Raw genomic sequence first — 21717 nt, 5'->3', positions numbered from 1 at the left:
TGGCCTCCAGCCGTCTACAAATATGCGCAATAAGCTATCAAAAAAAATAGCGGCATTAACGCCCCTGCGCCAGATCCATGACCATGCGGCTAGCCAGGTACAGGCGCCGTGGAATCGCGTCGATCATCACAAACTCGGCCTGGTTGCTGTGAAAGTTCCAGCCCGGCAGCCCCATGGATTCGATCACCGGTGTGCCATCCTGGGCTGCCCAGGCCGCGTCGGTGCCACCGCCCGTGCGATCCACCGTGGCGAGTTCGGCACCCAATTCCTTGTAGATGCCAACGGCTTTGTCCACCAGTTTGCGGCCCGCAGGTCCGGCATTGAACGCAGGCATGCCATGCCCTACCTTGATGTCGATCTGCGTATCCGCCAGACGCTTTTTCGCGACCGCCGCCTCCAGCTTGCGAATCGCCGCATCGAAATCAACAGTGGTGACATAGCGCATATCGGCCTGAATCACCGCCTCATCGGGAATGATGTTGGACACATTGCCAGCCTTGGCCAGTGTCCAGTTGAAACGAAGTCCGGTCGTCTTGTTGTCAATGTCTTGCGTACGCAGGATCAGATCGGCGGCTTCCGTCAGGGCGTTGACCCCCAGCTCCGGTGCCGCCCCTGCGTGAGAGGCCCGCCCCTTGATCTTGACCTCCACGCCCACCGTGCCGGATGTCCCCAGAATTACCAGCTCCTTCATGGCAACAGTGGGCTCAAAGGACATCACATAGTCATGCTGCCGGGCGAGGCGGCGAATCAACTCGCGCGAGCCAATGGAGCCGCGCTCCTCATCGGTATTGAACAGCACGCTGATGGTGCCAAAACCGTCAAAGCCCCGCGCCTTGAGCACTTTCAGCGTGTGCAGGATCACCGTGATGCCACCCTTGTCGTCGGCAATGCCGGGACCAAACGCACGGTTGCCATCGATGCGGAACGGCGCCTTCTCCAGCGCACCCCTGGCGTACACGGTGTCCATGTGCGCCATCAACAAAATATTCTTGCCGCCCTTGCCCTGAAGACGGCCCACCAGGTTGTCTCCCACCGCAGCGCCTTCGGCCTTATGGCGCGTGACCGTCGCACCAAGGCCCTTGAGTTCCAGTTCCAGGTGTTGTGCCAAGGCTGACAGGCCCTCGGCATTGCCGGTGCCGGTTTCGATGTTCACCAGCTTTTCCAGTGTTTTGACGGCGGCAGCCTGCTCGGCGGTCGTGGCCGCCAGCAGCGCATCGTCACGCGCTTGTGCGGATGCGCCAGTGGCCAGGGCCAGCGCTGCAACGGATACCAGGGTACGAAAGAAGGGGGTCATCTTGTCTCCTCGTTATATTGGATTTCCAGTCATCACCGATGCAAGCCATCAGGGCGCCCTGAGCCGCCTCAAGGTCAGCGGCACCTACCTCACAGCATTTCGATGGCCACGGCAGTTCCCTCTCCACCGCCAATGCACAAGGTCGCCACGCCTTTTTTCAGGCCGCGCGCCTGCATGGCGTACATCAGCGTGACCATGATGCGCGCACCGCTCGCGCCAATCGGGTGGCCCAGGGCGCAGGCGCCGCCATTGACGTTGACGATGTCATGGCTCAACCCCAGGTCGTGCATCAGCGCCATCGGCACCACGGCAAAGGCCTCGTTGACTTCCCACAGGTCCACGTCTTTCACGCTCCAGCCGGCCTTGGCCAGTGCCTTGTTCACCGCGCCCACCGGGGCGGTGGCGAACCAGTTCGGCTCCTGCGCATGCACGGCGTGGCTGACGATGCGCGCCAGCGGCTTGCAGCCGAGCTTGGCGGCGGTCGAGGCCCGCATCATGACCAGCGCCGCGGCGCCGTCGTTGATGCTGGAACTGCTGGCGGCGGTGATGGTGCCGTCTTTCTTGAAGGCCGGCTTGAGCGTGGGGATTTTTTCCAGCTTGACCTTGCCCGGACCTTCGTCCACCGAGATCACCGTGTCACCGGAGCGGCCCTTGACCGTCACAGGCGTGATCTCCGCTGCAAATGCGCCGGATTTCGTCGCCGCCTGTGCCCGCTGCACGCTGGCTATCGCGAAATTATCCTGTTGCTCGCGGGAGAAGCTGTACTTGGCGGCACAGTCTTCGCCAAAGGTGCCCATGGAGCGGCCGGCCTCGTAGGCGTCTTCCAGACCGTCGAGCATCATGTGGTCAAAAATGCGGTCGTGGCCAATGCGGTAGCCGCCACGCGCCTTGGGCAGCAGGTAAGGCGCATTGGTCATGCTCTCCATGCCCCCGGCCACCAGCACATCGGCGCTGCCGGCCAGCAGCATGTCATGGGCGAACATGGCCGCACGCATGCCGGAGCCGCACATCTTGGACAAGGTGACGGCGCCCGCGCTGATGGGCAAACCGCCCTTGAATGCAGCCTGACGTGCCGGCGCCTGGCCCTGACCCGCCATCAAACAGTTGCCGAACAGGACTTCATTCACCTGCTCGGGGGCGATACCGGCACGCTCAACGGCGGCCTTGATGGCAGCACCGCCCAGGTCATGCGCGGCAAGCGAAGAAAAATCACCCTGAAACCCACCCATGGGGGTGCGGGCGGCACCCACGATAACGATTGCGTCGGACATATCAAACTCCTTGGAGAAGAAAAAAAGTGGTTCAGCTCAAAACTGGTCGTTCTGGCGATGGGCCGGTGAAAAGCGCCGCTCGCGGTCGTAGGGGAAGACGTCGAGCACATGTCCAGCCTGGATGCGGTCCTTGTGCCCCTGCCAGAAAGCCGCATCCAGCAAGTCGGCATGGTGTTTCATGAAGATGGTGCGAACCGCCGGGTTGCCCAGCAAAAAGGGGCCAAAGGTTTCAGGGAAAACATCCTTGGGGCCCACGTTGTACCAGACCTCGCCCGACATTTCGTCTTCCTCATTGCGCGGTGCCGGCACCTTGCGGAAGTTGCAGTCGGTGATGTATTCGATCTCGTCGTAGTCGTAGAACACGACCTTGCCATGGCGCGTGATGCCGAAGTTTTTCCACAGCATGTCGCCTGGAAAAATATTGGCCGCCACCAGGTCCTTGATGGCATTGCCGTACTCGACAACGCCACGCTCGATCTGCTCGCGCGCCCGCACTGCCGCGGCACTCTGGTTACCAGAGTCGGCACCGCCCGCATCAAACGCTTCCTGCAGGTAGATGTTGAGCGGAATCATGCGGCGCTCGATATAGACGTGCTTGATGATGACTTCCATATGGCCGTCACCGTCCCGGTCGCTGATCTCCAGCTGGCTGGGAGCGAACTTCTCGATCTCGGCGATCAATTCGTCATCAAAGCGCTCGCGTGGAAACGCCACCTCGCTGTACTCCAGGGTATCGGCCATGCGCCCCACCCGGTCATGCTGCTTCACCAGCAGGTACTTGCCCTTGATCTGCTCGCGTGTCGTGTCCTTTTGCGGTGGGTAGTAGTCCTTGATGACCTTGAACACATAGGGAAACGAAGGCAGGTCAAACACCAGCATGACCATGCCCTTGATACCGGGCGCAATGCGGAACTTGTCGGTAGAGTGGCGCAGGTGATGCAGGAAGTCGCGGTAAAACAGGGTCTTGCCCTGCTTGGCCAGGCCCAGGGCGTTGTAGATTTCATTGCGTGGCTTGCGCGGCATCATGCTGCGCAGGAATTGCACATAGGCCGACGGAATTTCCATGTCGACCATGAAGTAGGCACGCGCAAAGCTGAACAGCATCAACAGGTCATCTTCGCCAAACAGGGCTGCATCAATGGCCAGCTTGTCATTCGCACCGGTGTGCAAGATCGGCAGGGCAAACGGAAATTCATTGAAGCCGTTGATCAGCTTGCCCACGACGTAGGCGCCCTTGTTGCGAAAGAACAGGCTGGTCAGCACCTGAAACTGAAAGTTGGCCCGCAGCTTGGCGTCGCCCAGAGCCGCCTGCATGGCACTGACCACAAAGCCGCAATCGCGCTCCAGATCCTCGAAGTCGCGGCGCAGATCGAAGTCTTTCACCACCTGCACCAGCACCGCGTGCATGCTTTCACGGGTCGGGTAGTAGGCGCTGAACGTGGGACGGATCTCGGATTCGTCGTTCTCAATGTATTCCGTGCTGGCCGCCGGACGTACAAAGATGAAGTCGTTATGGAAATGGGTGCGGTGCAGAATTTTGCAGGTGACCGAGTTGAAAAAGGTCTCCGCCAGTTCCGGCTGGTGGTGATTGACCAGCAAGCCGATGTAATGCAGTTTGACCTGCTGCCAGATGTCCATGGGCTGCTCGCCCGCCTTGAACTCGCGCTCCAGCCGGTTGGAGCACTCCCGCACCCGCAAATCGTAAAACTCGATGCGCTCGCGCTGGGCACGCTGCTGGCCGTGCCAGTCGGCCGTCTCGAACCGGTGCTTGGCGCGCGCCGACTCGGTCCGAAACAGCCGGTAGTGGCGGTTAAAGCCATCCATCATGGCTTTGGCGATGTCGTAGGCGAGGGTGGAATCAAGGCGTTGTGGAAACATGGTGCGAATGAGTTGCTCGTATTTTTATAGCTGACTAGGCACGTTTGGCGTGGGCTATACCCGCAATAGCGGCCTTGTACAGAGAGTCCAGCCCTTCTGTGGCCGCCACCGTCAGCAGCAAATCCTGTAGCAAGCCGTCATGCACGCCATAAACCCAGCCATGCAGTGTCACATTCTGGCCGCGCCCCCAGGCGTCCTGCAGCACGGTGCTTTGCGCCACGTTGATCACCTGCTCAATCACATTGAGTTCCACCAGTGCGTCATGCCGGGCGTGCTCGGGAATGGCGTCCAGCAGCCCACGGTGCCGGTCCCGCACATCCTGGATATGGCGCAGCCAGTTGTCCGCCAGGCCAATGCGCGCGCCTTCCAGCGCAGCCTGCACGCCCGAGCAGCCGTAGTGACCGACCACCATCACATGCTCGACCTTCAGGCGCTCCACCGCGAACTGAATGGTGGACAAGGCGTTCAGGTCCGAGTGCACCACCACATTGGCCACGTTGCGGTGCACAAACACCTCACCCGGCTCCAGCCCGGTGATCTGGTTCGCCGGCACCCGGCTGTCGGAGCAGCCGATCCACATGTACTTGGGGTGCTGCTGGCTTTTCAGGTTGGTAAAGAAGCCCGGGCGCTCGCGCTCCATCTGCGCGGCCCAGGCACGGTTGTGGGTGAAGAGATCTTGAATAGAGGTGGTCATAAAGGGTATTTTCGCCTGCAAGGCCGCTCGTCAGCAGGTTTCGGCAAACAACTCCCGTCCGATCAGCATCCGACGGATCTCGCTGGTACCGGCGCCGATCTCGTAAAGTTTGGCATCGCGCCACAGGCGGCCCAGCGGGTAGTCGTTGATGTAGCCGTTGCCGCCAAAAATCTGCACGCCCTCACCGGCCATCCAGGTGGCTTTCTCGGCTGTCCACAAAATGACCGAGGCACAGTCCTTGCGCACCTGCCGCACGTGCTCGGCGCCCAGCAAGTCCAGGTTCTTGGCCACGGTGTAGGCAAAGGAGCGCCCGGCCTGCAGCACGGTGTACATATCGGCCACCTTGCCCTGGATCAACTGGAATTCGCCAATGCTCTGGCCAAACTGCTTGCGGTCGTGGATGTAGGGAATCACGTTGTCCATCACCGCCTGCATGATGCCCAGCGGCCCACCGGTCAACACGGCGCGTTCGTAATCCAGCCCGCTCATCAGCACCTTGGCGCCCTGGTTCAGGCCACCCAGAATGTTCTGCACCGGCACCTCGACGTTGTTGAACACCAGTTCGCCGGTGTGTGAGCCCCGCATACCCAGCTTGTCGAGCTTTTGCGCAATCGAAAAACCTTTCATGCCTTTTTCAATCAGGAACGCGGTCACGCCGCGCGCACCCAACTCGGGCTCGCTCTTGGCATAGACCACCAGGGTATCGGCATCGGGGCCGTTGGTGATCCAAAATTTGCTGCCGTTGAGCAGGTAGTAGCCGCCCTTGTCTTCGGCCTTGAGCTTCATCGAGAGGACATCGCTGCCCGCACCCGGCTCGCTCATGGCCAGGGCACCCACATGCTCGCCGCTGATCAGTTTGGGCAGGTATTTTTGCCGCTGCTCGGGTGTGCCGTTGCGCTTGATCTGGTTCACGCACAGGTTGCTGTGGGCACCGTAGCTCAGCCCCACGGACGCCGAGGCGCGCGAAATTTCTTCCATCGCAATCATGTGGGCCAGGTAGCCCATGTTGGCGCCGCCATACTCTTCGCCCACCGTGATACCCAGGACGCCGAGATCGCCCATCTTGCGCCACAGGTCCATGGGAAACTGGTCATTGCGGTCAATCTCTGCTGCACGCGGTGCGATCTCGGCCTGCGCGAATTCACGCACGGCATCACGCAGGGCGTCAATATCTTCCCCAAGTTGGAAGTTCAGTCCAGGCATATTGTTCATGATCGCTCCTTTGATTGGTATGACGTCAACAGATTGGGTTTTCAATAGGTTTGAGGGACTGGCATCAGCGTTTGCTGCATGACGGCGCACGGGCTCTCTTTGCCATCGGCGGCCACGTGCACGACATCGGCCGTGCTCACGATCACCCGGCGTCCTGCTTTCACGACGCGCCCCGTGGCGCGCAGCTCGCCACCCTGGAACGCCGCCAGAAAATTGATCTTGTATTCCACGCTGACCACCTCCATGCCCTCGGCCACCATGGTCAGTGCGGCATAGCCGCCAGCGATATCGGCCAGCGCACCCACAGCGCCGCCATGAAAGCCCGCCTGCTGTTGCGTGACCTTGTCGGAATAAGGCAGGGCCACCTCGCACAGGCCTGGTTCGACCCGCAACAGTCGCGCGCCCCAATGCATCATCAGGCCCTGGCGCTCAAAGCTTTTCTGGATGCGTGCAAAGTGGGTGTCAGGCAGCATGATTCTTCCTTCCTTTGGCGGCACTGCTCTTGGCCGCACGCTTGACCACGCTTTTGGCCAGCAATGCCCGGGCCTCTCGCTGATGTACCTTGAGCTCATCCAGGTTCGCCTGCAGGTCCGCCATCTGGTCTTCCAGCTGCTTCTGGTGAAGGCCAAGCACCGCCAGGAATTTCTCCAGCTGCGCACCGGTATCGCGCGGGCTGTCGTACATGTCGATGATTTCCTTGGCCTCGGTCAGGCTCAAGCCCAGGCGCTTGGCGCGCAGGGTGAGCTTCAGGCGCGTGCGGTCACGCCCGCTGTAGACGCGATTGCGCCCACCAGGGCCGGAACGCTCCGGCTGCAACAGGCCCATGTCTTCGTAAAAGCGCATGGCCCGGGTGGTCAGGTCAAACTCCCGCGCCAGGTCGCTGATGCTGTAGGTGATAGCCATAAATTGAGGTGGACAAAGGTGACTGCCAAGAACAACACCCGCGCCTACAATGCCTTCAAATTTCAAGTTGACGTTTACGTAAACGTCAATTATGTCGCAAATCAGGAGCCCCTTTGAACGAACTCGAAAAACGACTGCATTACCCCCTGGGTGACACGCTGCCATCCTCCGGCGAGGCCCTCACGGTGGTGCCCGGCGTCAGGTGGATACGCATGGCTTTGCCGTTTGCCCTGAACCATATCAACCTGTGGCTGCTGCGTGACGAGATCGACGGCCAGCCCGGCTGGAGCATCGTGGACTGCTGCATCAGCGCCGACGAGGCCAAGGCGCAATGGGAGCAGGTGTTTGCCCATCAGCTCGAAGGCCTGCCCATCCTGCGCGTGATCGTGACCCACATGCATCCCGATCACATCGGGCTGGCCCACTGGCTGTGCGAACGCTGGAACGTGCGCCTGTGGATCAGCGCCACCGACTACCAGGTGGCGCGCAATGGCACCCTGGGCCCTGCCGTGGCCAGCGCTGAGGCGACGGCCGAATTCTTTGCGTCACACGGTCTGAACGACCCCGTCACCGTGGCAAAGCTCAAAGGGCGCTCCAGCTATTTCACAACCCTGGTGCCCTCGGTGCCCCGCCAGCACCGGCGCATGATGGATGGCGACTCCCTCACCATTGGCGGACGTCAGTGGCTGTGCATCAGTGGCCACGGCCACGCCCCTGAGCACATCTCGCTGTATTGCGCGGAAATCAAGGTACTGATTGGCGGCGACATGATGCTGCCGCGCATCTCCACCAACGTCAGCGTGTACGACCAGGAGCCCGAGGCCAACGCGCTCAAGCAGTTCCTGGACTCGATCGACAAGTTCCGTGCGCTCGACGCCCAGACCCTCACCCTGCCCGCCCACGGCAAGCCTTTCACCGGCCTGCATGAGCGCATCCAGCAGTTGCATGACCACCACCGTGATCGCCTGGCCGAGGTGCTGGAGGCCTGCACCGCCACCCCCGGTAGTGCCGCCGACATGTTGCCGGTGCTGTTCAAGCGCCCACTGGATCTGCACCAGACCACCTTTGCCATGGGGGAGTCGATCGCCCATCTGCATGCGCTCTGGTTCGAGGGCCTGCTGCAGCGGACACAGGGTGGAGATGGTGTGTATCGGTTTCACGCCTACTGAGGCAGCAGGCTGAAACCAGAGAATATGGCGCCGGTAGCGCCACGTTCACTCCCACTGGCGCTTTGCTTGCCCAGGGTGTTCGCCTTGGCACCGACATGAGCACGACTTTAGCGCTGAAAACTCATCGGTCAAGCGACGCGCTGTGAACAAATGCACAAACTGGCACATTTGCAGGCAGATGCCACAAGCCCGGCGCGATGTGTGAACTAGTTCCTCTGGAAAGAGGGCCCGGACTTCTAGGATCGGGCCTTCACTTACAGACCACAGCCACATCGCCATGAAATTTCGTCTCCCACACTTGATCCTGGCCCTCAGTGCCGCACTGATCGCCTGCGCCGCACAGGCCGCGCCCATCGTCGCAGACGGGAACATGGCCGACTGGGGCATCCAGGCCAATGGCACCGTCGCGGGCTGGACGCCCACACAGAACGCCGGCATCCTGTACGTGGTTGAAGACCAGAACAATGCCAACAGTGGCTACCTGAGCCCCGGCTGGGGCGGGCAGGCGTATGACGCCGAAGCCATGTACCTGACCTGGGGCAAGAACACCCAGGGCGTCATGTCCCTCTTCCTCGGCATGGTCACGGGTCACAACCCCAACACGGCCACCGGCAGCAACTCGTATGGGCGGGGCGACTTTGCCATTGATTTCGGTCGTGATGGCAGCTGGGAGTTTGGCGTGCTGACCAAAGACAGGTCGGCGACCCTGAAACAGGGCGATATCGTCAGCACCACCAATGCCAATTGGGCCAAGGGACTGTGGTCATCCCCCGGTGTACTCGCCAACAGCCAGAATCCTTCCCCCTATGTCACACATGTGAATACCGGCGCCGACGTCGGCAATGCCAAGGTGGCGTGGACGCAAATTTCGGGCGCCATGGGCGTGCTGGGCGGCAGCCACTGGTTTTACGAGGCTGAGATTCCAGTCAGCGCCTTTGGCAACTACTGGTCAGGCGACAACCCCACCAAGTCATTCGACGTGCAATGGACCATGGATTGCGCCAACGACATCATCACACTGGACCCACCGGTGAGCAAAGTGCCTGAGCCCGCCTCGGCAGCGCTGGTGTTGCTGGGCGCAGGTCTGCTGGGTGCTCAGCGCCGCCGCAAAGCCCAACAGGGCTGATTACATTTTGGCCAGCGCCCAGGGCAGCCAGGCCGCAGCCGCCACGACGAGCAAGCCCAGCGAGACCGGCGTGCCAAACCGGACGCCGCCCGCCACATAAGCAGCGACGATCTTGCTCAAGGAGTTGGTGGAAAAAGCCAGCAACACAGCCATCAAAACGGTGTCGGCGTTGGCCTCGCCCCGCCCATACAGGGTGATGACGGCCGCTGCTGGCGCATGCATGTCGGCAAAGCCGGCCAGGGCCACGGCGGCATAGCCTGCGACAGCGCCCCACGCTTGCTGGGCCCAGCTTACCCCGGCTGTGATGGCGGAGAGCAGCAAGGCCAGTCCGATGGACTGCAGCAAACTGAAGGCACGCCCTTGCACATCCCCGTCCTGCGTGGACGCATTGCTGCGCCACAAGGCCAGCAGGCCAAGCAGCATGGCAGCGCCCAATGCACACCCCAGAGCAGGTCCCAGACTTCGAAGTGCCGCCGGTTGAAGCACCAGCGCGATCAAGCCGATCTGCACGGATGTGGAGACGGTCGAAAACCAGGCCCCGGCGATGCAGGCCACGCGCATGTCCGGATGCTGGCGAGCACGTGCCCCCATGGCGGCAACCGTGGCGGTACTGGACACAAAGCCCGCCACCAGCCCCGACAAGGGCAGGCCCAGCCGCGTGCCAAACAAACGCAGGGCGACATGGCCCACCGCCTGCATGCCCATGATGAGCACCACCAGCAGCCAGACGGTTCGCGGATTCACGCCTCCCAACCAGGCCAGCGGCAGGTTGGGGGCCAGCGGAAGAATGATCAGCGCGGAGCCCGCCAGCACCAGCGCATCGCGCAGTTCCTGCTCCGACAGGGTGCGGGTGGAAAAGCGTTGCAAGGGCTCTCGCGCAGCCAGCAAGCCCGCCACCACCACGCCGCCCGCCGCAGCGATGGCCTGCTGCTCCACCGCGAGCACGCCCAGCAAAAAGGTGACGAACAGCGCCATTTCGGTGGTGACGCCGGGGTCTTTGGATCGGTCTTTCGCATGTGAAATCGCGGCCAGCGTGGCCACCAGCACCGCCCCCGCCACCGTGATCCAGGGCTGCTGAAGGGATTGCGCCATGGCACCTGCCAGCGACACCAGGGAGAAGGTGCGAATCCCCGCGAAGTGGCGCGACGGGCCGCTGCCTTTGCGGCGTTCCCGCTCCAGACCAATCAGCAAGCCCAGGCCCAGCGCCAGCGCCAGACTGGTGAGCGTCGGATAGTTCAGGTCCATGAAGACAGGCGCTGCTATTGCCAGCGCGGCACAGACTCATCCTTGAGCTGTTCACGCAACACGGCGTAATCCGGCACCACCGAGCGCACCGTATCCCAGAAGCGCGGGCTGTGGTCCATCACCCGCAGATGGCTCAGTTCATGCGCCACCACGTAGTCGATGACGGCCGGCCTGTAATGAATCAGCCGCCAATTGAGCCGGATGGAACCGTCAATGCGGGCACTGCCCCAACGGGTGCCCGCATTGCTGAGGGACAGCTTGCGCCACTGCACCTGCAGTTGCGGCGCAAAGTGATCCAGCCGCTCCATGAAAACCTGCCGAGCCTGGCGCATCAGCCAGGCCTGCACCGCATCGCGAATCTGCTCCGGCGTGGCCGCATGCGGCAGACCCACCTGCAGGGTCGGCAAGGCCAAGTCGTTCCTGAGCTCTGCACCAGCCGCACCGAAAGCGTGCCGCGGATCAAGTACCACGGTAACGGACTCGCCCAGAAAAGGAATGTGGGTGCCGTCGCGCCATTCAATGCGGTTGGACACCAGACGCTCATGGCGTTCACGTGTCTCACCGAGCTTGCGAATGATCCAGAGCGACTTTTCCTGCAAGGCCGCCTCCACTTCCGTCAGCGACACCCACTTGGGCGCGCGCACCACCAGACCATCCGGCCCCACTGAAAAGCCAATCGTGCGCCGTTTGCCGCGCTTGAATTCATAGGCCACGAGGGCATCACACAAACGCGACTCCCGGTTGGCACGGGGATGCCGAAATGATGCGGGAGCAATCAGCTCCGCCAGGCGGCCCTCCACTTGGCGCGGCTCTTTTGCTATTGTTTCAGGAGCTTTCAGCGTTTTGGGAACGGGGGCTGGAGCATGATACGGCTCGAAAAGATCGAGGGTGTACCGAAGTAGCGGGTGCATGATGTGCGGCCTACTGGTATGCCTCGGGATCGATGCGACGCATCTCGGCCTCAATCCAGGCATCCACCTCGCGCATCAGCTCTTTGGGTTCGCGCCCCACGCTGGGAATGGGTTTGCCGATGGACACATCCACCACCCCGGGGTATTTGACAAAACCCTTGCGCGGCCAGCACTTGCCCGAAGACACCGCGATCGGGATCACCGGCGCACCGGCTTCCACCGCCAGCCGGGTGCCCGCCGTCTGGTAAGTGCCTTTTTCACCACGGGCCATGCGCGTGCCCTCCGGGAACAGGATGATCCAGACCCCCTGGGCCAGCAAGGCCTTGCCCTGCGCCACCACCTGCTTCAGGGCCTTGGCCCGCGAGTCGCGGTCGATGTGAATCATGTCCAGCCGCGCCATCGACCAGCCGAAGAATGGAATGCGCAGCAACTCGCGCTTGAACACATAGGCCAGCGGGTGCGGCATCAAGGTTGGCAACAGCAAGGTCTCCAGCGTGGACTGGTGCTTGGACAGCAAAACCGCCGGACTGGTTTCACCCACCGGCAAATTCTCCAACCCACTGACCCGCACCTGGATACCGAGAATGACGCGATTGCCCCAAACCACCAGCCGGAACCAGTTCACGGCAAACCACCACAAAGGCGTTCGCTTCACCCACAGAGAGATCACCACCAGCGCCAGGCCCCACGGAACCACCGTGATCAGCATCCAGGCCATGTGCAGGATCGAACGAATCAGAGCCATCACGCTGCCACGGCTTCCCGGGCAATCAGAAAATCGGCAAAAGCGCCCAGATCCTCATGCACCCGCGTGTCTTTGGGAAATGTGTCGGGCAAGCTGCGTCCCCGGTAAGCCGCGCCCTTGCCGGTTAGCACCAGATGGGGCTCGCAGCCCGCAGCCGCGCCAGCCAGCACGTCGCGCGCCGTGTCACCCACGGTAGGCAAGCCGCGCAGGTCTACCCCGTAGCGCTCGCCAATCTGCTCGAACAGCCCGGGTTCGGGCTTGCGGCAGCGGCAACCTTCATCGGGTGCGTGAGGACAATAGAAGATGGCATCCACCCGCCCGCCCACAGCGGCCAGCATCTTGCTCATCTTGGCGTGCATCGCATTGAGGGTGGAGACATCAAACAGGCCGCGCCCCAAACCCGACTGGTTGGACGCAATGACCACGTGCCAACCGGCATGGTTCAGGCGGGCAATCGCCTCCAGCGCACCGGGCAAAGGCGCCCACTCATCAGGGGATTTGACGAATTCGGCACTGTCTTCATTGATGGTGCCGTCGCGATCGAGAATGACAAGCTTCATGCTGCAGTTCCAGTAGGCCTGAAAATAAAGTTGTTGTAGTAATCCTTGGCATCCCAGAAGCGCTCACCCACCTGCTTTTGGTGGAGTTCGCTGCGAAACTGCGCGGCCGGTATTTCGCTCGCGCCCGGCACCGCCAGACTGGCCGCATAACCCAGCGACTCGACGAAGGATAAAAACTCCCGCACCGACTGCCCTTTGGGCAAATGGCGGCTCTCGCACTCAATCACCAGCAGAGGGCGGTCGCGCCGGATCGTTTCCAGCGCGCCACGCACCACGGCCAGTTCATGCCCTTCCACGTCGATCTTGATGACGCGCACCGGCTGCTTCAGCCGGGTGGCCACATAGGCGTCCAGCGTGGTGACCTGCACGGTCTCGGTGTGGCAAGGCGTCTTGCCCGCAATACCGGCTTCCAGCGAAGCGCCCGGGGAATCGGAGTCACCCGGCACATACAGCTGGAGTTCGCCAGACTGGTCTGACAGGGCCAGGTTTTCAATCGTCACATGGGAGAAACCACTGCGCTGGCAGGCGCCCCGCAGGTAGTCCGCCAGCTTGCGCTGCGGCTCAAACGCCACCACCGGCGCACCCCTGGACCAGCGGGCCATGGAGTACATGTAGCTGCCCTTGTTGGAACCCACATCCAGCGCCACGCCACCGGCACGCAAGGCTTCGCGTATGGCCCGCAGTTCATGCACCTGGTCCCGGTACCGTGTTTTGAGCCCGCGCCAGGCCAGTCGAAAATCCATCATCGGTGTGCGGCCTCAGGTGGCCAGACGGGACAGATCAGCCACCCGGTTCATGGCCTCATGCAGGCTCTTGAGCAAGCCCTGGCGATTCAGGCGCAAGTCCATCTCCTCGGCATTGACCATGACGCCGTCGAAGAAGGCATCCACCGGGGCACGCAGCGCGGCCAGCGTTTGCAGCGAAGCGGTGTAGTCACCCGCCTCGAACTGCGCATTGGCCCTGGGCGCCACATCCTTCATGGCCGCGTGCAGCGCAATCTCTGCTGGTTCTTTCAGCAGCACCTCGCTGACATGGGCATCCACCTCTGGCGCCTTCTTGAGAATGTTGCTGATGCGCTTGTTGGCAGCCGCCAGCGCGGCGGCTTCGGGCAGCGCGGCAAAGGCGCGCACGGCGGCGAGGCGCTTGGGCACCTCGCCCAGACGCTGTGGTTGCAAAGCCAGCACCGCGTCCACTTCTTGCGCACTGTAGCCCTGCTCGCGAAGCGAGCCCGCAAGGCGGTCGTAGATGAAAACGGATAAATTAATGACCGTTGCATCATCAAAAACACGTCGAGAAAACCCGGATGCATCGACAGAAAATCCACCCACCCGTGCTTTCTCTTCACGCGCCTTGTCTTGCTGACGATCCCAACAATTTCTCTGTATGGGCTCGTTATTCACCACTTCGAACGCAGTAGTCAACAGCGGTTCGAGGTCAAGCGGCAAGTCTTTTTCGATCAACATTCGAATGGCACCCAGCGCGTGACGGCGCAGGGCAAACGGGTCCTTGTCGCCGGTCGGCAGGTTGCCAATACCGAACATACCCACCAGCGTTTCCAGCTTGTCGGCCAGTGCCACCACCAGCCCCACCTTGTTGCGCGGCAAATCATCACCGGCAAAGCGCGGACGGTAATGGTCTTCGATGGCAAAGGCAATCTCCTCACTCAAACCATCGTGGCGCGCATAGTAGCCACCCATGATGCCCTGCAGCTCGGGGAATTCACCCACCATGTCGGTCAGCAGATCGGTCTTGGCCAGGCGAGCAGTGGTATCTGCCGCCTTCGCCAGCACCTCGCCACCGAGTTGCTGTCCGATGGCCCGTGCAATCGCGCGCACACGCTCCATGCGCTCGCCCTGCGTGCCCAGCTTGTTGTGGTACACCACCTTGTCCAGCCCCGCCACCCGCGACTCCAAGGTCTTCTTGCGGTCCTGGTCAAAAAAGAACTTGGCATCAGACAGGCGGGGCCGCACCACGCGCTCATTGCCGCCAATCACGGCGCTGGCATCCGCCGGGCTGATGTTGCTGACGACCAGGAACTTGTTGCTCAGCTTGCCCGCCGCATCCAGCAGGGGAAAGTACTTCTGGTTGGCCTTCATGGTGAGGATCAGGCACTCCTGCGGCACTTCCAGGAACTGAGCCTCAAACTCGCACACCAGCACATTGGGGCGTTCGACCAGCCCCGTCACTTCGCTCAGCAGGTCTTCATCCATCAGCACCTGGTAGCTGGGGCCCAGCTTTTCGGCGGCCCCCGCCAGTTGTTTGACGATTTCGAAACGGCGTTGGTCAAAGCCCGCAATCACGGCGCCATCACGCTCCAGCGTTTCAGCGTAGCTGTCAGCATCCTTCAACACCACTGGCGACACCTTGGTCTCAAAGCGATGTCCCTGCGTGCTGTTGCCTGCTTTCAGGCCCAGGGCCGTCACCGGCACCACGGTGCTGCCGTGCAGCGCGACCAGACCATGAGCAGGACGCACAAAGTTCACACTGCTCCAGCCCGGCAAGTCGCAATCACTCTCAAGCTGGTAGCTCATGACCTTGGGGATAGGTAACTTGGCAATCGCTTCTTCCAGCGCTTTTTGCAGCCCCGTATCAAGCGAAGCGCCGGTCACCAGGCTGTCGTAAAACAGGGCTTCGGCCTTGCCGTCCGGTGCACGCTTGAGTGCGGCCACGGCAGCCAGCGGGTCCGTCACATCAGCCCCCAGTGCCTGCAGCTTCTTGAGCAGGGCAGGCGTGGGCTTGCCAGCAGCGTCGAGCCCGACACTCACGGGCATGAGCTTTTGCTGCACCGCCTTGTCGGCCGCCTTGAGCCAGACATGGGTGACATGAGCTGCGAGGCGGCGCGGCGAAGCATAAGCCGTCACCACCGATTCCGCGGTGGCCAACCCCTGAGCGCGCAACTGGTCAGCCAGCTGACTGGCAAACGCATCGCCAAGTTTCTTGAGCGCCTTGGGCGGCAGCTCTTCCACGAACAATTCAACAAGAAGGTTTTTGGTAGTCATTTTTATTCTCTCGCCTGGCGATTACGCGGCCTTCTTCGTCATCTGTGCCACCCACTCGCGCGGCGCCATCGGGAAGCCCAGGCGTTCACGGCTCTCAAAATAACTTTGCGCCACCGCGCGTGCCAGATTGCGGATGCGGCCAATGTAGGCCGCGCGCTCGGTCACCGAGATTGCGCCACGTGCGTCCAGCAGGTTGAAGCTGTGCGCGCATTTCAGCACCTGCTCGTAAGCGGGCAGGGCCAACTGCACGTCAATCAGGTGCTTGGCCTGCTTCTCATGCGCGGCGAAGGCAGTGAACAGAAAATCGGCATCGCTGTGCTCAAAGTTGTAGGCCGACTGCTCTTTTTCATTCTGCAGGTACACATCGCCATAACTCATGGTGTCGGTCCACTGCAGGTTGTAGACGTTGTCCACGCCCTGCAGGTACATCGCCAGGCGCTCCAGGCCGTATGTGATCTCGCCGGTGATCGGCCGGCAATCAATGCCGCCCACCTGCTGGAAGTAGGTGAACTGCGTCACCTCCATGCCATTGAGCCAGACCTCCCAGCCCAGCCCCCAGGCGCCCAGCGTGGGGTTTTCCCAGTCGTCTTCCACAAAGCGGATGTCGTTTTTTTTCAGGTCAAAGCCCAGCGCTTCGAGCGAGCCCAGGTACAACTCCAGGATGTTGGCTGGCGCGGGTTTGAGCACCACTTGATACTGATAGTAGTGCTGCAGGCGGTTGGGGTTCTCGCCATAACGGCCGTCTTTTGGGCGGCGGCTCGGCTGCACGTAGGCAGCCTTCCAGGGCTCCGGCCCAAGCGCTCTCAAAAATGTAGCGGTATGCGAAGTACCGGCGCCGACCTCCATGTCATAAGGCTGCAATAACGCGCAACCCTGGGCATCCCAGTAGGACTGCAGTTTCAAAATGATTTGCTGAAAGGTCAACATGAATTGGGGTGCTTGGACGGGCTGCGCCCTGGGGTTCGGAAACAAACACGGCACTGGCTTGTGACACTGTCGTGTAAAACATTGATTTTACGGGGGTTCCAGGGCCGCAGCCTAAGGCCGGGACTGGACCGTGACCTAGCGTTTTCGCAAACCGCGGCGCGCCGCTATCAACACCAGGCCCAGAGCAGCGATCCAGAATGGCCACAGGCCGAAGCGCGACACCCACCAGGCATAGGGCGTAACGCCGTTTCGGCCCTCCACCTCGCCCACCAGAACACCGCGGGTATCGCGCGGCAGCGTCGCTGCGACAACACCCCGGTGATCCACGATGGCCGTCGCACCGGTGTTGGTCGCCATCAGGAAGGGCCGCGCAAACTCCCGGGCCCGCATGCGGGCAATCTGCAAGTGCTGATCCAGCGCCAGCCCCTTGCCGAACCACGCCAGGTTGCTGACATTGACAAAGACAGTCGGCGCCTGCGCCGGGTCGCCAAAGTACGGGCCCAGTTCCTCGCCAAACAAATCCTCGTAGCAGATGTTGGGAGACAGCCTCTGCCCCTGCCACTCAAACGGCGGCTGCACCAGGGCACCACGGTTGAAGTCCCCCAAGGGAATGTTCATCATCTCGGTGAACCAGCGAAACATCGGCGGGATGAATTCGCCAAACGGCACCAGATGGTGCTTGTCGTAACGCCAGGGCTGCGCCAGCCCCGGCTTCAGGCCCACGACCGAGTTGGTGTAGCCCTGCTCATGGTTGCCCAGGGGGGTGCCAATCAAGGCTGCCTGCGGCCCTTTGGCAAAGCGCGCCTGCAGCCCATCCCAATACTCGGGGGGCAGCTGTTGCGGCAATACCGGAATCGCCGTTTCGGGCGCAATCACCAGCGATGCGCTGCTGCCCTGCAGTTGCTCGGCATACCAGCGCAAGGCCAATGGCACGCCGGTGCCGGTTTCGAACTTCTCGTCCTGGGGAATGTTGCCCTGCAAGAGCGCAACGCCGAGACGACCGCTGGATGTCGTCATGTCCGGGGCCAGCATGCGGTACACCGGCGGCAGGCTCAGTACCAGCAAAGCGACGGCCAGGCCCGCCAGTCGCTCAGGCCAGGACGCCCCCTTTGCCAGGCCCGCCAGGGTCATCGCAAGCCACGCCGCCAGCGCACACAAACCATACAGGCCCAGCCACGGCGCGTAAGCCGCCAGCACGCCATCCACATGGGCATACCCGGCAGCACCCCAGCCAAAGCCGGTCAACCAGGTGCCACGCGCCAGCTCGGCCAGCAACCAGAATGCCGCAAAAACAATAGCAGAAAGTATTTTGTTTTCAGGGGCCAGCGCCACAAAAGCCCCACAAGCTGCGGCATAGAACAAGGCCAGCAAGCCAGCCAGTGCCAACACGGCCACTACGGCCAGCAAGGCCGGCAATCCGCCATAGGTATGCATGGCGATAAAGGTCCACCAGAAGCTGCCCGCCAACCAGGCGGTAGCGAACAACCAGCCATACCCGACGGCGAGTCGCGCGCCGCCAGTGCGTCCGCGGCTTGGGGTCAGCAGCCATGCCAGCAAACCCAAAGCCAACAGTTGGAGCCACCAGACCGATTGGCCCGCGTTCAAGCCACCCCAGAAAAAAGAAAAATTCAGCGCCTCAAAAGGCCAGGCCATACTGGCCGCCTGCGCGCAACCCGCCAGCAGGGCCAGCGCAGCGCGCCACCAGGACGCCCCCTCAAACAGCCTCATCGGCCGCCGGTGAAACCTTGAACCATTTCACGGCACCGCCCTTGGTGTGCAGCACCACAAAGTCCAGCCCCGCAATGGTGTGGCGCTCGCCACGCTTGGGTACGTGCCCCATCTCATGGGCAATCAGGCCTCCGATGGTGTCAAACTCATCCTCGGGGTCCGCGGCGGACAGCTTGACGCAGAACACATCGTTGACCCGGTCAATGGAGGTATCCCCGCTGACGCGGTAAGTGCGGTCCGCCAGCCCAAAGATATCGCCCTCGTCTTCGTCAATGTCAAACTCATCCTCGATCTCGCCGACGATTTGCTCCAGCACATCCTCAATCGTGATGAGCCCCGCCACACGGCCAAATTCGTCGATCACGATGGCCTGGTGGTTGCGGTTGCCGCGAAAATCGCGCAGCAAATCGTTCAGTCCCTTGGTCTCGGGAATAAAAACAGCGGGGCGCAGCAGGGCCCGGATATTGAGCTCCGGCGCGCGCTGGAGCTTGAGCAGGTCCTTGGCCATCAGGATGCCAATGATGTTCTCGCGCTCACCCTCGTACACCGGGAAGCGGGAATGCGCCGTGTCGATCACGCCATGCATCAACACATCGTAGGAGTCCCCAATATTGACCATGTCCATGCGCGTGGCGGGCACCATCACTTCGCCGGCGGTCATGTCCGCCATGCGGATCACACCTTCGAGCATGACGCGCGATTCGGCGCCAATGATGTTGTTTTCTTCGGCCTCGGCCAGGGTTTCAATCAACTCAGCCGCGGAATCGGGCCCGGGATGAAGAAACTCCGCCAGTTTTTGCAGGAACGTGCGCTTGTCTTCCCTGTCAGGAAGTCGCGCGGGTTGGGTGTCTGACACAGCCAGGTAAGCAGGACATGCAGTTGTTTACGACCCTCTAGGATAGCGGATCGCCATGACCGGCGGATGTCGGCCCGCTGAACGGTGTTATTTGGGGCTGATCTGTTGCGCGTCCTGCGCATCACGGCGGATGGCTTGTACCTCGGCCATCACATCCCAAAACTGCTTGACCTGAACCTTGATCTGGTAATCGGTCTGCGCCATGTGCTCAGCCACCAGCTCCGACAATCGGGTATCCAATGTCGCCGGTGGCAGATGCAAAAGCGCCTCAGACTCAGACCCGTCCCGCTCCACCTTGGCCCCGGCATTTCGGGCAATTTTCAACATGGCGGTGTTTTCGCTCAGGGCGTGGATCAACATGCGGTGCACGCCCTCATTGCGCGCGTGCATCGCAGCCCGGTCAAACAGGCGGGCACCATAGCCCCGCCCGCGAGCCGATTTGGATACGGAAACACCAAACTCGGCGCAGGCATCCGCCACGGTGCTGTCCGGTTCAAAAGCCAGATGCGCCATGGCAATCAGCTCCAGGCGCCGGTTGTAAATACCAAAGATTTCGTCGCGCTCGAAGTTCAGGCCGTCGACATAACGCTGAATTTGCTCATCAGTCGCCGCAAAGCCAAAGCGCAGGTAGCGATCGTGCACATCCAGAGCCAGCAAATGCAGGGCGATGCGCTCGCGATGGTTCGCCCCCAGAGAACGGATTGGCACCAGAACCGGCGGCACCTTCGACTTCGCAGACGACGGGTCATCTTCCGCTGGCGGGCGCAACAGCCCCTTGCCAGCGTCCAGCGATGCCTTGATCAAAGCTTTGGTTTCAATCATGACTCCAACTATAAGGGTTTTCCCTAGGTGAAGCCACCCAATCCCAACATTAACTTACAAAGGCAATGCCATCGTCGCTTTCACACGCGCCAAAACAACGCTGGCTCGGCCATCTTGAACGCTGGAATGCTTGAACAGCATACCCATAACATAATGCAAGCGCACACTCACATTATGTGCCACCCAACTGGAGACAAACGACATGTGGGACAACCCGATGGGAACCGATGGCTTTGAGTTCATCGAATACGCCGCCCCCGACCCCGCCGCCATGGGCGCCCTGTTTGAACGCATGGGCTTCAGGCCCGTGGCCAGACACCGGCACAAAAACGTCACCCTGTACCGACAGGGCGGCATCAACTTCCTCATCAACGCCGAGCCGGACTCGTTTGCCCAGCGCTTTGCGCGCCTGCACGGACCCAGCATTTGCGCTATCGCCTTTCGCGTGCAGGACGTCAAGGCCGCGTATGAACGCGCGCTGGACCTGGGTGCCTTTGGCTATGCAGGCAAGGTGGGCCCGGGCGAGCTCAACATCCCGGCCATCAAGGGCATTGGCGATTCGCTGATCTATCTGGTGGACCGTTGGCGCGGCAAGAATGGCGCCAAAGAGGGCGACATTGGCAACATCGGCTTCTTCGACGTGGACTTCGAAGCCCTGCCCGGCATTGAGGCGTCAGAGGCCTTGAACCCGGTCGGCCACGGCTTGACCTACATCGATCACCTCACCCACAACGTGCACCGCGGCCGCATGGCCGAGTGGGCTGATTTTTATATGCGTCTGTTCAACTTTCGCGAGGTGCGCTACTTCGATCTGGAAGGCCAGAGCACCGGCGTCAAAAGCAAGGCCATGACCAGCCCTTGCGGCAAAATCCGCATCCCCATCAATGAAGAGGGCAACGACAAGCCGGGGCAGATTCAGGAATACCTGGACCGTTACCACGGCGAAGGCATCCAGCACATCGCGCTGGGCTCCAGCAACTTGTTGGACACCGTGGACGCCCTGCAGATGAGTGGTGTCAAACTGCTGAGCACCAGCGACACCTATTACGAGTTGCTGGACAAGCGCATCCCCAACCATGGCGAAGACGTGACCGCGCTGCAGCAACGCAACATCCTGCTCGATGGCAAACCGGGCGAACTGCTGCTGCAAATTTTCAGCGAGAACCAGCTCGGCCCCATCTTCTTTGAGTTCATTCAGCGCAAGGGCAACGAAGGCTTTGGCGAGGGCAACTTCAAGGCCCTGTTCGAGACCATGGAGCTGGACCAGATACGCCGCGGTGCGCTGACGGCATGACTGCGCCGGATTTCACACCGCTGTATGCGCAAGTTCAAGGTCTGAGCGATCTGCCAGCCAAGGCCACACTACCCGAAGACCTG

General features: G+C 61.5%; 20 protein-coding genes. 3 read left to right on the top strand and 17 right to left on the bottom strand.

Features of this window, described 5'->3' with window-relative positions:
* Window positions 1–55: 55 nt before the first annotated feature.
* The 7 genes from IV109_RS04180 to IV109_RS04150 form a co-directional block, all read right to left on the bottom strand.
* The gene (locus IV109_RS04180; RefSeq protein ID WP_296692631.1) at window positions 56–1294 is read right to left on the bottom strand and encodes a glutamate carboxypeptidase; all 1239 of its coding nucleotides are present in this window, start codon (window positions 1292–1294) and stop codon (window positions 56–58) included.
* Between the two features lie 89 nt (window positions 1295–1383).
* Window positions 1384–2565, bottom strand: a complete 1182-nt coding sequence (locus IV109_RS04175; RefSeq protein ID WP_296692627.1) for an acetyl-CoA C-acyltransferase — start codon at window positions 2563–2565, stop codon at window positions 1384–1386.
* A gap of 36 nt (window positions 2566–2601) precedes the next feature.
* Window positions 2602–4443, bottom strand: coding sequence for a bifunctional isocitrate dehydrogenase kinase/phosphatase (gene aceK / locus IV109_RS04170; RefSeq protein WP_296692624.1), 1842 nt, complete (start codon window positions 4441–4443; stop codon window positions 2602–2604).
* Window positions 4444–4477: 34 nt separating this feature from the next.
* Window positions 4478–5137 (bottom strand): carbonate dehydratase, encoded by a 660-nt coding sequence (gene can, locus IV109_RS04165; RefSeq protein ID WP_296692622.1) that lies wholly within the window; start codon window positions 5135–5137, stop codon window positions 4478–4480.
* Between the two features lie 30 nt (window positions 5138–5167).
* Complete coding sequence (locus tag IV109_RS04160) at window positions 5168–6349, bottom strand: isovaleryl-CoA dehydrogenase (protein WP_296692620.1); 1182 nt, start codon at window positions 6347–6349, stop codon at window positions 5168–5170.
* 41 nt (window positions 6350–6390) lie between these two features.
* Window positions 6391–6822 carry a PaaI family thioesterase gene (locus tag IV109_RS04155; RefSeq protein ID WP_296692617.1) on the bottom strand — a complete coding sequence of 144 codons (432 nt, stop codon included), beginning with the start codon at window positions 6820–6822 and terminating at the stop codon, window positions 6391–6393.
* The gene (locus IV109_RS04150) at window positions 6812–7252 is read right to left on the bottom strand and encodes a MerR family DNA-binding transcriptional regulator (RefSeq protein ID WP_296692616.1); all 441 of its coding nucleotides are present in this window, start codon (window positions 7250–7252) and stop codon (window positions 6812–6814) included. The genes IV109_RS04155 and IV109_RS04150 overlap by 11 nt, the downstream gene beginning before the upstream one ends.
* 113 nt (window positions 7253–7365) lie before the next feature.
* On the opposite strand from IV109_RS04150, the gene IV109_RS04145 reads away from it, so the two are divergent.
* Window positions 7366–8421, top strand: a complete 1056-nt coding sequence (locus IV109_RS04145) for an MBL fold metallo-hydrolase (protein ID WP_296692613.1) — start codon at window positions 7366–7368, stop codon at window positions 8419–8421.
* A gap of 277 nt (window positions 8422–8698) precedes the next feature.
* Window positions 8699–9547 (top strand): PEP-CTERM sorting domain-containing protein, encoded by an 849-nt coding sequence (locus IV109_RS04140; protein WP_296692610.1) that lies wholly within the window; start codon window positions 8699–8701, stop codon window positions 9545–9547.
* Here IV109_RS04140 and IV109_RS04135 read toward each other — a convergent pair whose 3' ends face one another.
* The 10 genes from IV109_RS04135 to IV109_RS04090 form a co-directional block, all read right to left on the bottom strand.
* On the bottom strand, window positions 9548–10792 hold the full coding sequence (locus IV109_RS04135; RefSeq protein ID WP_296692606.1) for a DUF4010 domain-containing protein: 1245 nt from the start codon (window positions 10790–10792) through the stop codon (window positions 9548–9550). It lies immediately after the preceding gene.
* 14 nt (window positions 10793–10806) lie between these two features.
* On the bottom strand, window positions 10807–11703 hold the full coding sequence (locus IV109_RS04130) for a SprT family zinc-dependent metalloprotease (RefSeq protein WP_296692604.1): 897 nt from the start codon (window positions 11701–11703) through the stop codon (window positions 10807–10809).
* Between the two features lie 10 nt (window positions 11704–11713).
* A complete protein-coding gene (locus IV109_RS04125) occupies window positions 11714–12448 on the bottom strand; it encodes a lysophospholipid acyltransferase family protein (RefSeq protein WP_296692602.1) in 735 nt (244 codons plus the stop codon).
* On the bottom strand, window positions 12448–13008 hold the full coding sequence (gene gmhB / locus IV109_RS04120; RefSeq protein WP_296692600.1) for a D-glycero-beta-D-manno-heptose 1,7-bisphosphate 7-phosphatase: 561 nt from the start codon (window positions 13006–13008) through the stop codon (window positions 12448–12450). Before gmhB ends, IV109_RS04125 begins: the two co-directional genes overlap by 1 nt.
* Window positions 13005–13751, bottom strand: a complete 747-nt coding sequence (locus IV109_RS04115; protein WP_296692598.1) for an FkbM family methyltransferase — start codon at window positions 13749–13751, stop codon at window positions 13005–13007. Before IV109_RS04115 ends, gmhB begins: the two co-directional genes overlap by 4 nt.
* Before the next feature lie 15 nt (window positions 13752–13766).
* Entirely contained in the window at window positions 13767–16007 is a 2241-nt protein-coding gene (gene glyS, locus IV109_RS04110) for a glycine--tRNA ligase subunit beta (protein WP_296692595.1), read from the bottom strand.
* Window positions 16008–16028: 21 nt separating this feature from the next.
* Window positions 16029–16934: a glycine--tRNA ligase subunit alpha gene (gene glyQ / locus IV109_RS04105; protein WP_296692591.1), complete on the bottom strand. Its 906-nt coding sequence runs from the start codon at window positions 16932–16934 to the stop codon at window positions 16029–16031.
* A gap of 135 nt (window positions 16935–17069) precedes the next feature.
* Entirely contained in the window at window positions 17070–18662 is a 1593-nt protein-coding gene (lnt, locus tag IV109_RS04100; RefSeq protein WP_296692587.1) for an apolipoprotein N-acyltransferase, read from the bottom strand.
* Window positions 18649–19518, bottom strand: a complete 870-nt coding sequence (locus tag IV109_RS04095; RefSeq protein WP_296692583.1) for a transporter associated domain-containing protein — start codon at window positions 19516–19518, stop codon at window positions 18649–18651. Before IV109_RS04095 ends, lnt begins: the two co-directional genes overlap by 14 nt.
* Window positions 19519–19605: 87 nt before the next feature.
* Window positions 19606–20340, bottom strand: a complete 735-nt coding sequence (locus IV109_RS04090; protein ID WP_296692580.1) for a GNAT family N-acetyltransferase — start codon at window positions 20338–20340, stop codon at window positions 19606–19608.
* A gap of 202 nt (window positions 20341–20542) precedes the next feature.
* On the opposite strand from IV109_RS04090, the gene hppD reads away from it, so the two are divergent.
* Window positions 20543–21634 carry a 4-hydroxyphenylpyruvate dioxygenase gene (gene hppD / locus IV109_RS04085; protein WP_296692576.1) on the top strand — a complete coding sequence of 364 codons (1092 nt, stop codon included), beginning with the start codon at window positions 20543–20545 and terminating at the stop codon, window positions 21632–21634.
* Window positions 21635–21717: the final 83 nt, after the last annotated feature.

Origin of the sequence: Rhodoferax sp. (genome assembly GCF_018780565.1) — a bacterium.
Taxonomy (GTDB): Bacteria; Pseudomonadota; Gammaproteobacteria; order Burkholderiales; family Burkholderiaceae_C; genus Rhodoferax.
The sequence above is the reverse complement of the archived record's forward strand: the minus strand, read 5'-3'. Positions and strand labels throughout refer to the sequence as shown.

Coding starts and splice junctions, on each gene's coding strand:
- IV109_RS04135 (WP_296692606.1), bottom strand. CDS start 10,792: ATGGACCTGAACTATCCGACGCTCACCAGTCTGGCGCTGGCGCTGGGC.
- aceK (WP_296692624.1), bottom strand. CDS start 4,443: ATGTTTCCACAACGCCTTGATTCCACCCTCGCCTACGACATCGCCAAA.
- IV109_RS04175 (WP_296692627.1), bottom strand. CDS start 2,565: ATGTCCGACGCAATCGTTATCGTGGGTGCCGCCCGCACCCCCATGGGT.
- hppD (WP_296692576.1), top strand. CDS start 20,543: ATGTGGGACAACCCGATGGGAACCGATGGCTTTGAGTTCATCGAATAC.
- can (WP_296692622.1), bottom strand. CDS start 5,137: ATGACCACCTCTATTCAAGATCTCTTCACCCACAACCGTGCCTGGGCC.
- IV109_RS04155 (WP_296692617.1), bottom strand. CDS start 6,822: ATGCTGCCTGACACCCACTTTGCACGCATCCAGAAAAGCTTTGAGCGC.
- IV109_RS04130 (WP_296692604.1), bottom strand. CDS start 11,703: ATGCACCCGCTACTTCGGTACACCCTCGATCTTTTCGAGCCGTATCAT.
- IV109_RS04115 (WP_296692598.1), bottom strand. CDS start 13,751: ATGGATTTTCGACTGGCCTGGCGCGGGCTCAAAACACGGTACCGGGAC.
- IV109_RS04160 (WP_296692620.1), bottom strand. CDS start 6,349: ATGAACAATATGCCTGGACTGAACTTCCAACTTGGGGAAGATATTGAC.
- glyQ (WP_296692591.1), bottom strand. CDS start 16,934: ATGTTGACCTTTCAGCAAATCATTTTGAAACTGCAGTCCTACTGGGAT.
- IV109_RS04140 (WP_296692610.1), top strand. CDS start 8,699: ATGAAATTTCGTCTCCCACACTTGATCCTGGCCCTCAGTGCCGCACTG.
- gmhB (WP_296692600.1), bottom strand. CDS start 13,008: ATGAAGCTTGTCATTCTCGATCGCGACGGCACCATCAATGAAGACAGT.
- lnt (WP_296692587.1), bottom strand. CDS start 18,662: ATGAGGCTGTTTGAGGGGGCGTCCTGGTGGCGCGCTGCGCTGGCCCTG.
- IV109_RS04180 (WP_296692631.1), bottom strand. CDS start 1,294: ATGACCCCCTTCTTTCGTACCCTGGTATCCGTTGCAGCGCTGGCCCTG.
- IV109_RS04125 (WP_296692602.1), bottom strand. CDS start 12,448: ATGGCTCTGATTCGTTCGATCCTGCACATGGCCTGGATGCTGATCACG.
- IV109_RS04090 (WP_296692580.1), bottom strand. CDS start 20,340: ATGATTGAAACCAAAGCTTTGATCAAGGCATCGCTGGACGCTGGCAAG.
- glyS (WP_296692595.1), bottom strand. CDS start 16,007: ATGACTACCAAAAACCTTCTTGTTGAATTGTTCGTGGAAGAGCTGCCG.
- IV109_RS04150 (WP_296692616.1), bottom strand. CDS start 7,252: ATGGCTATCACCTACAGCATCAGCGACCTGGCGCGGGAGTTTGACCTG.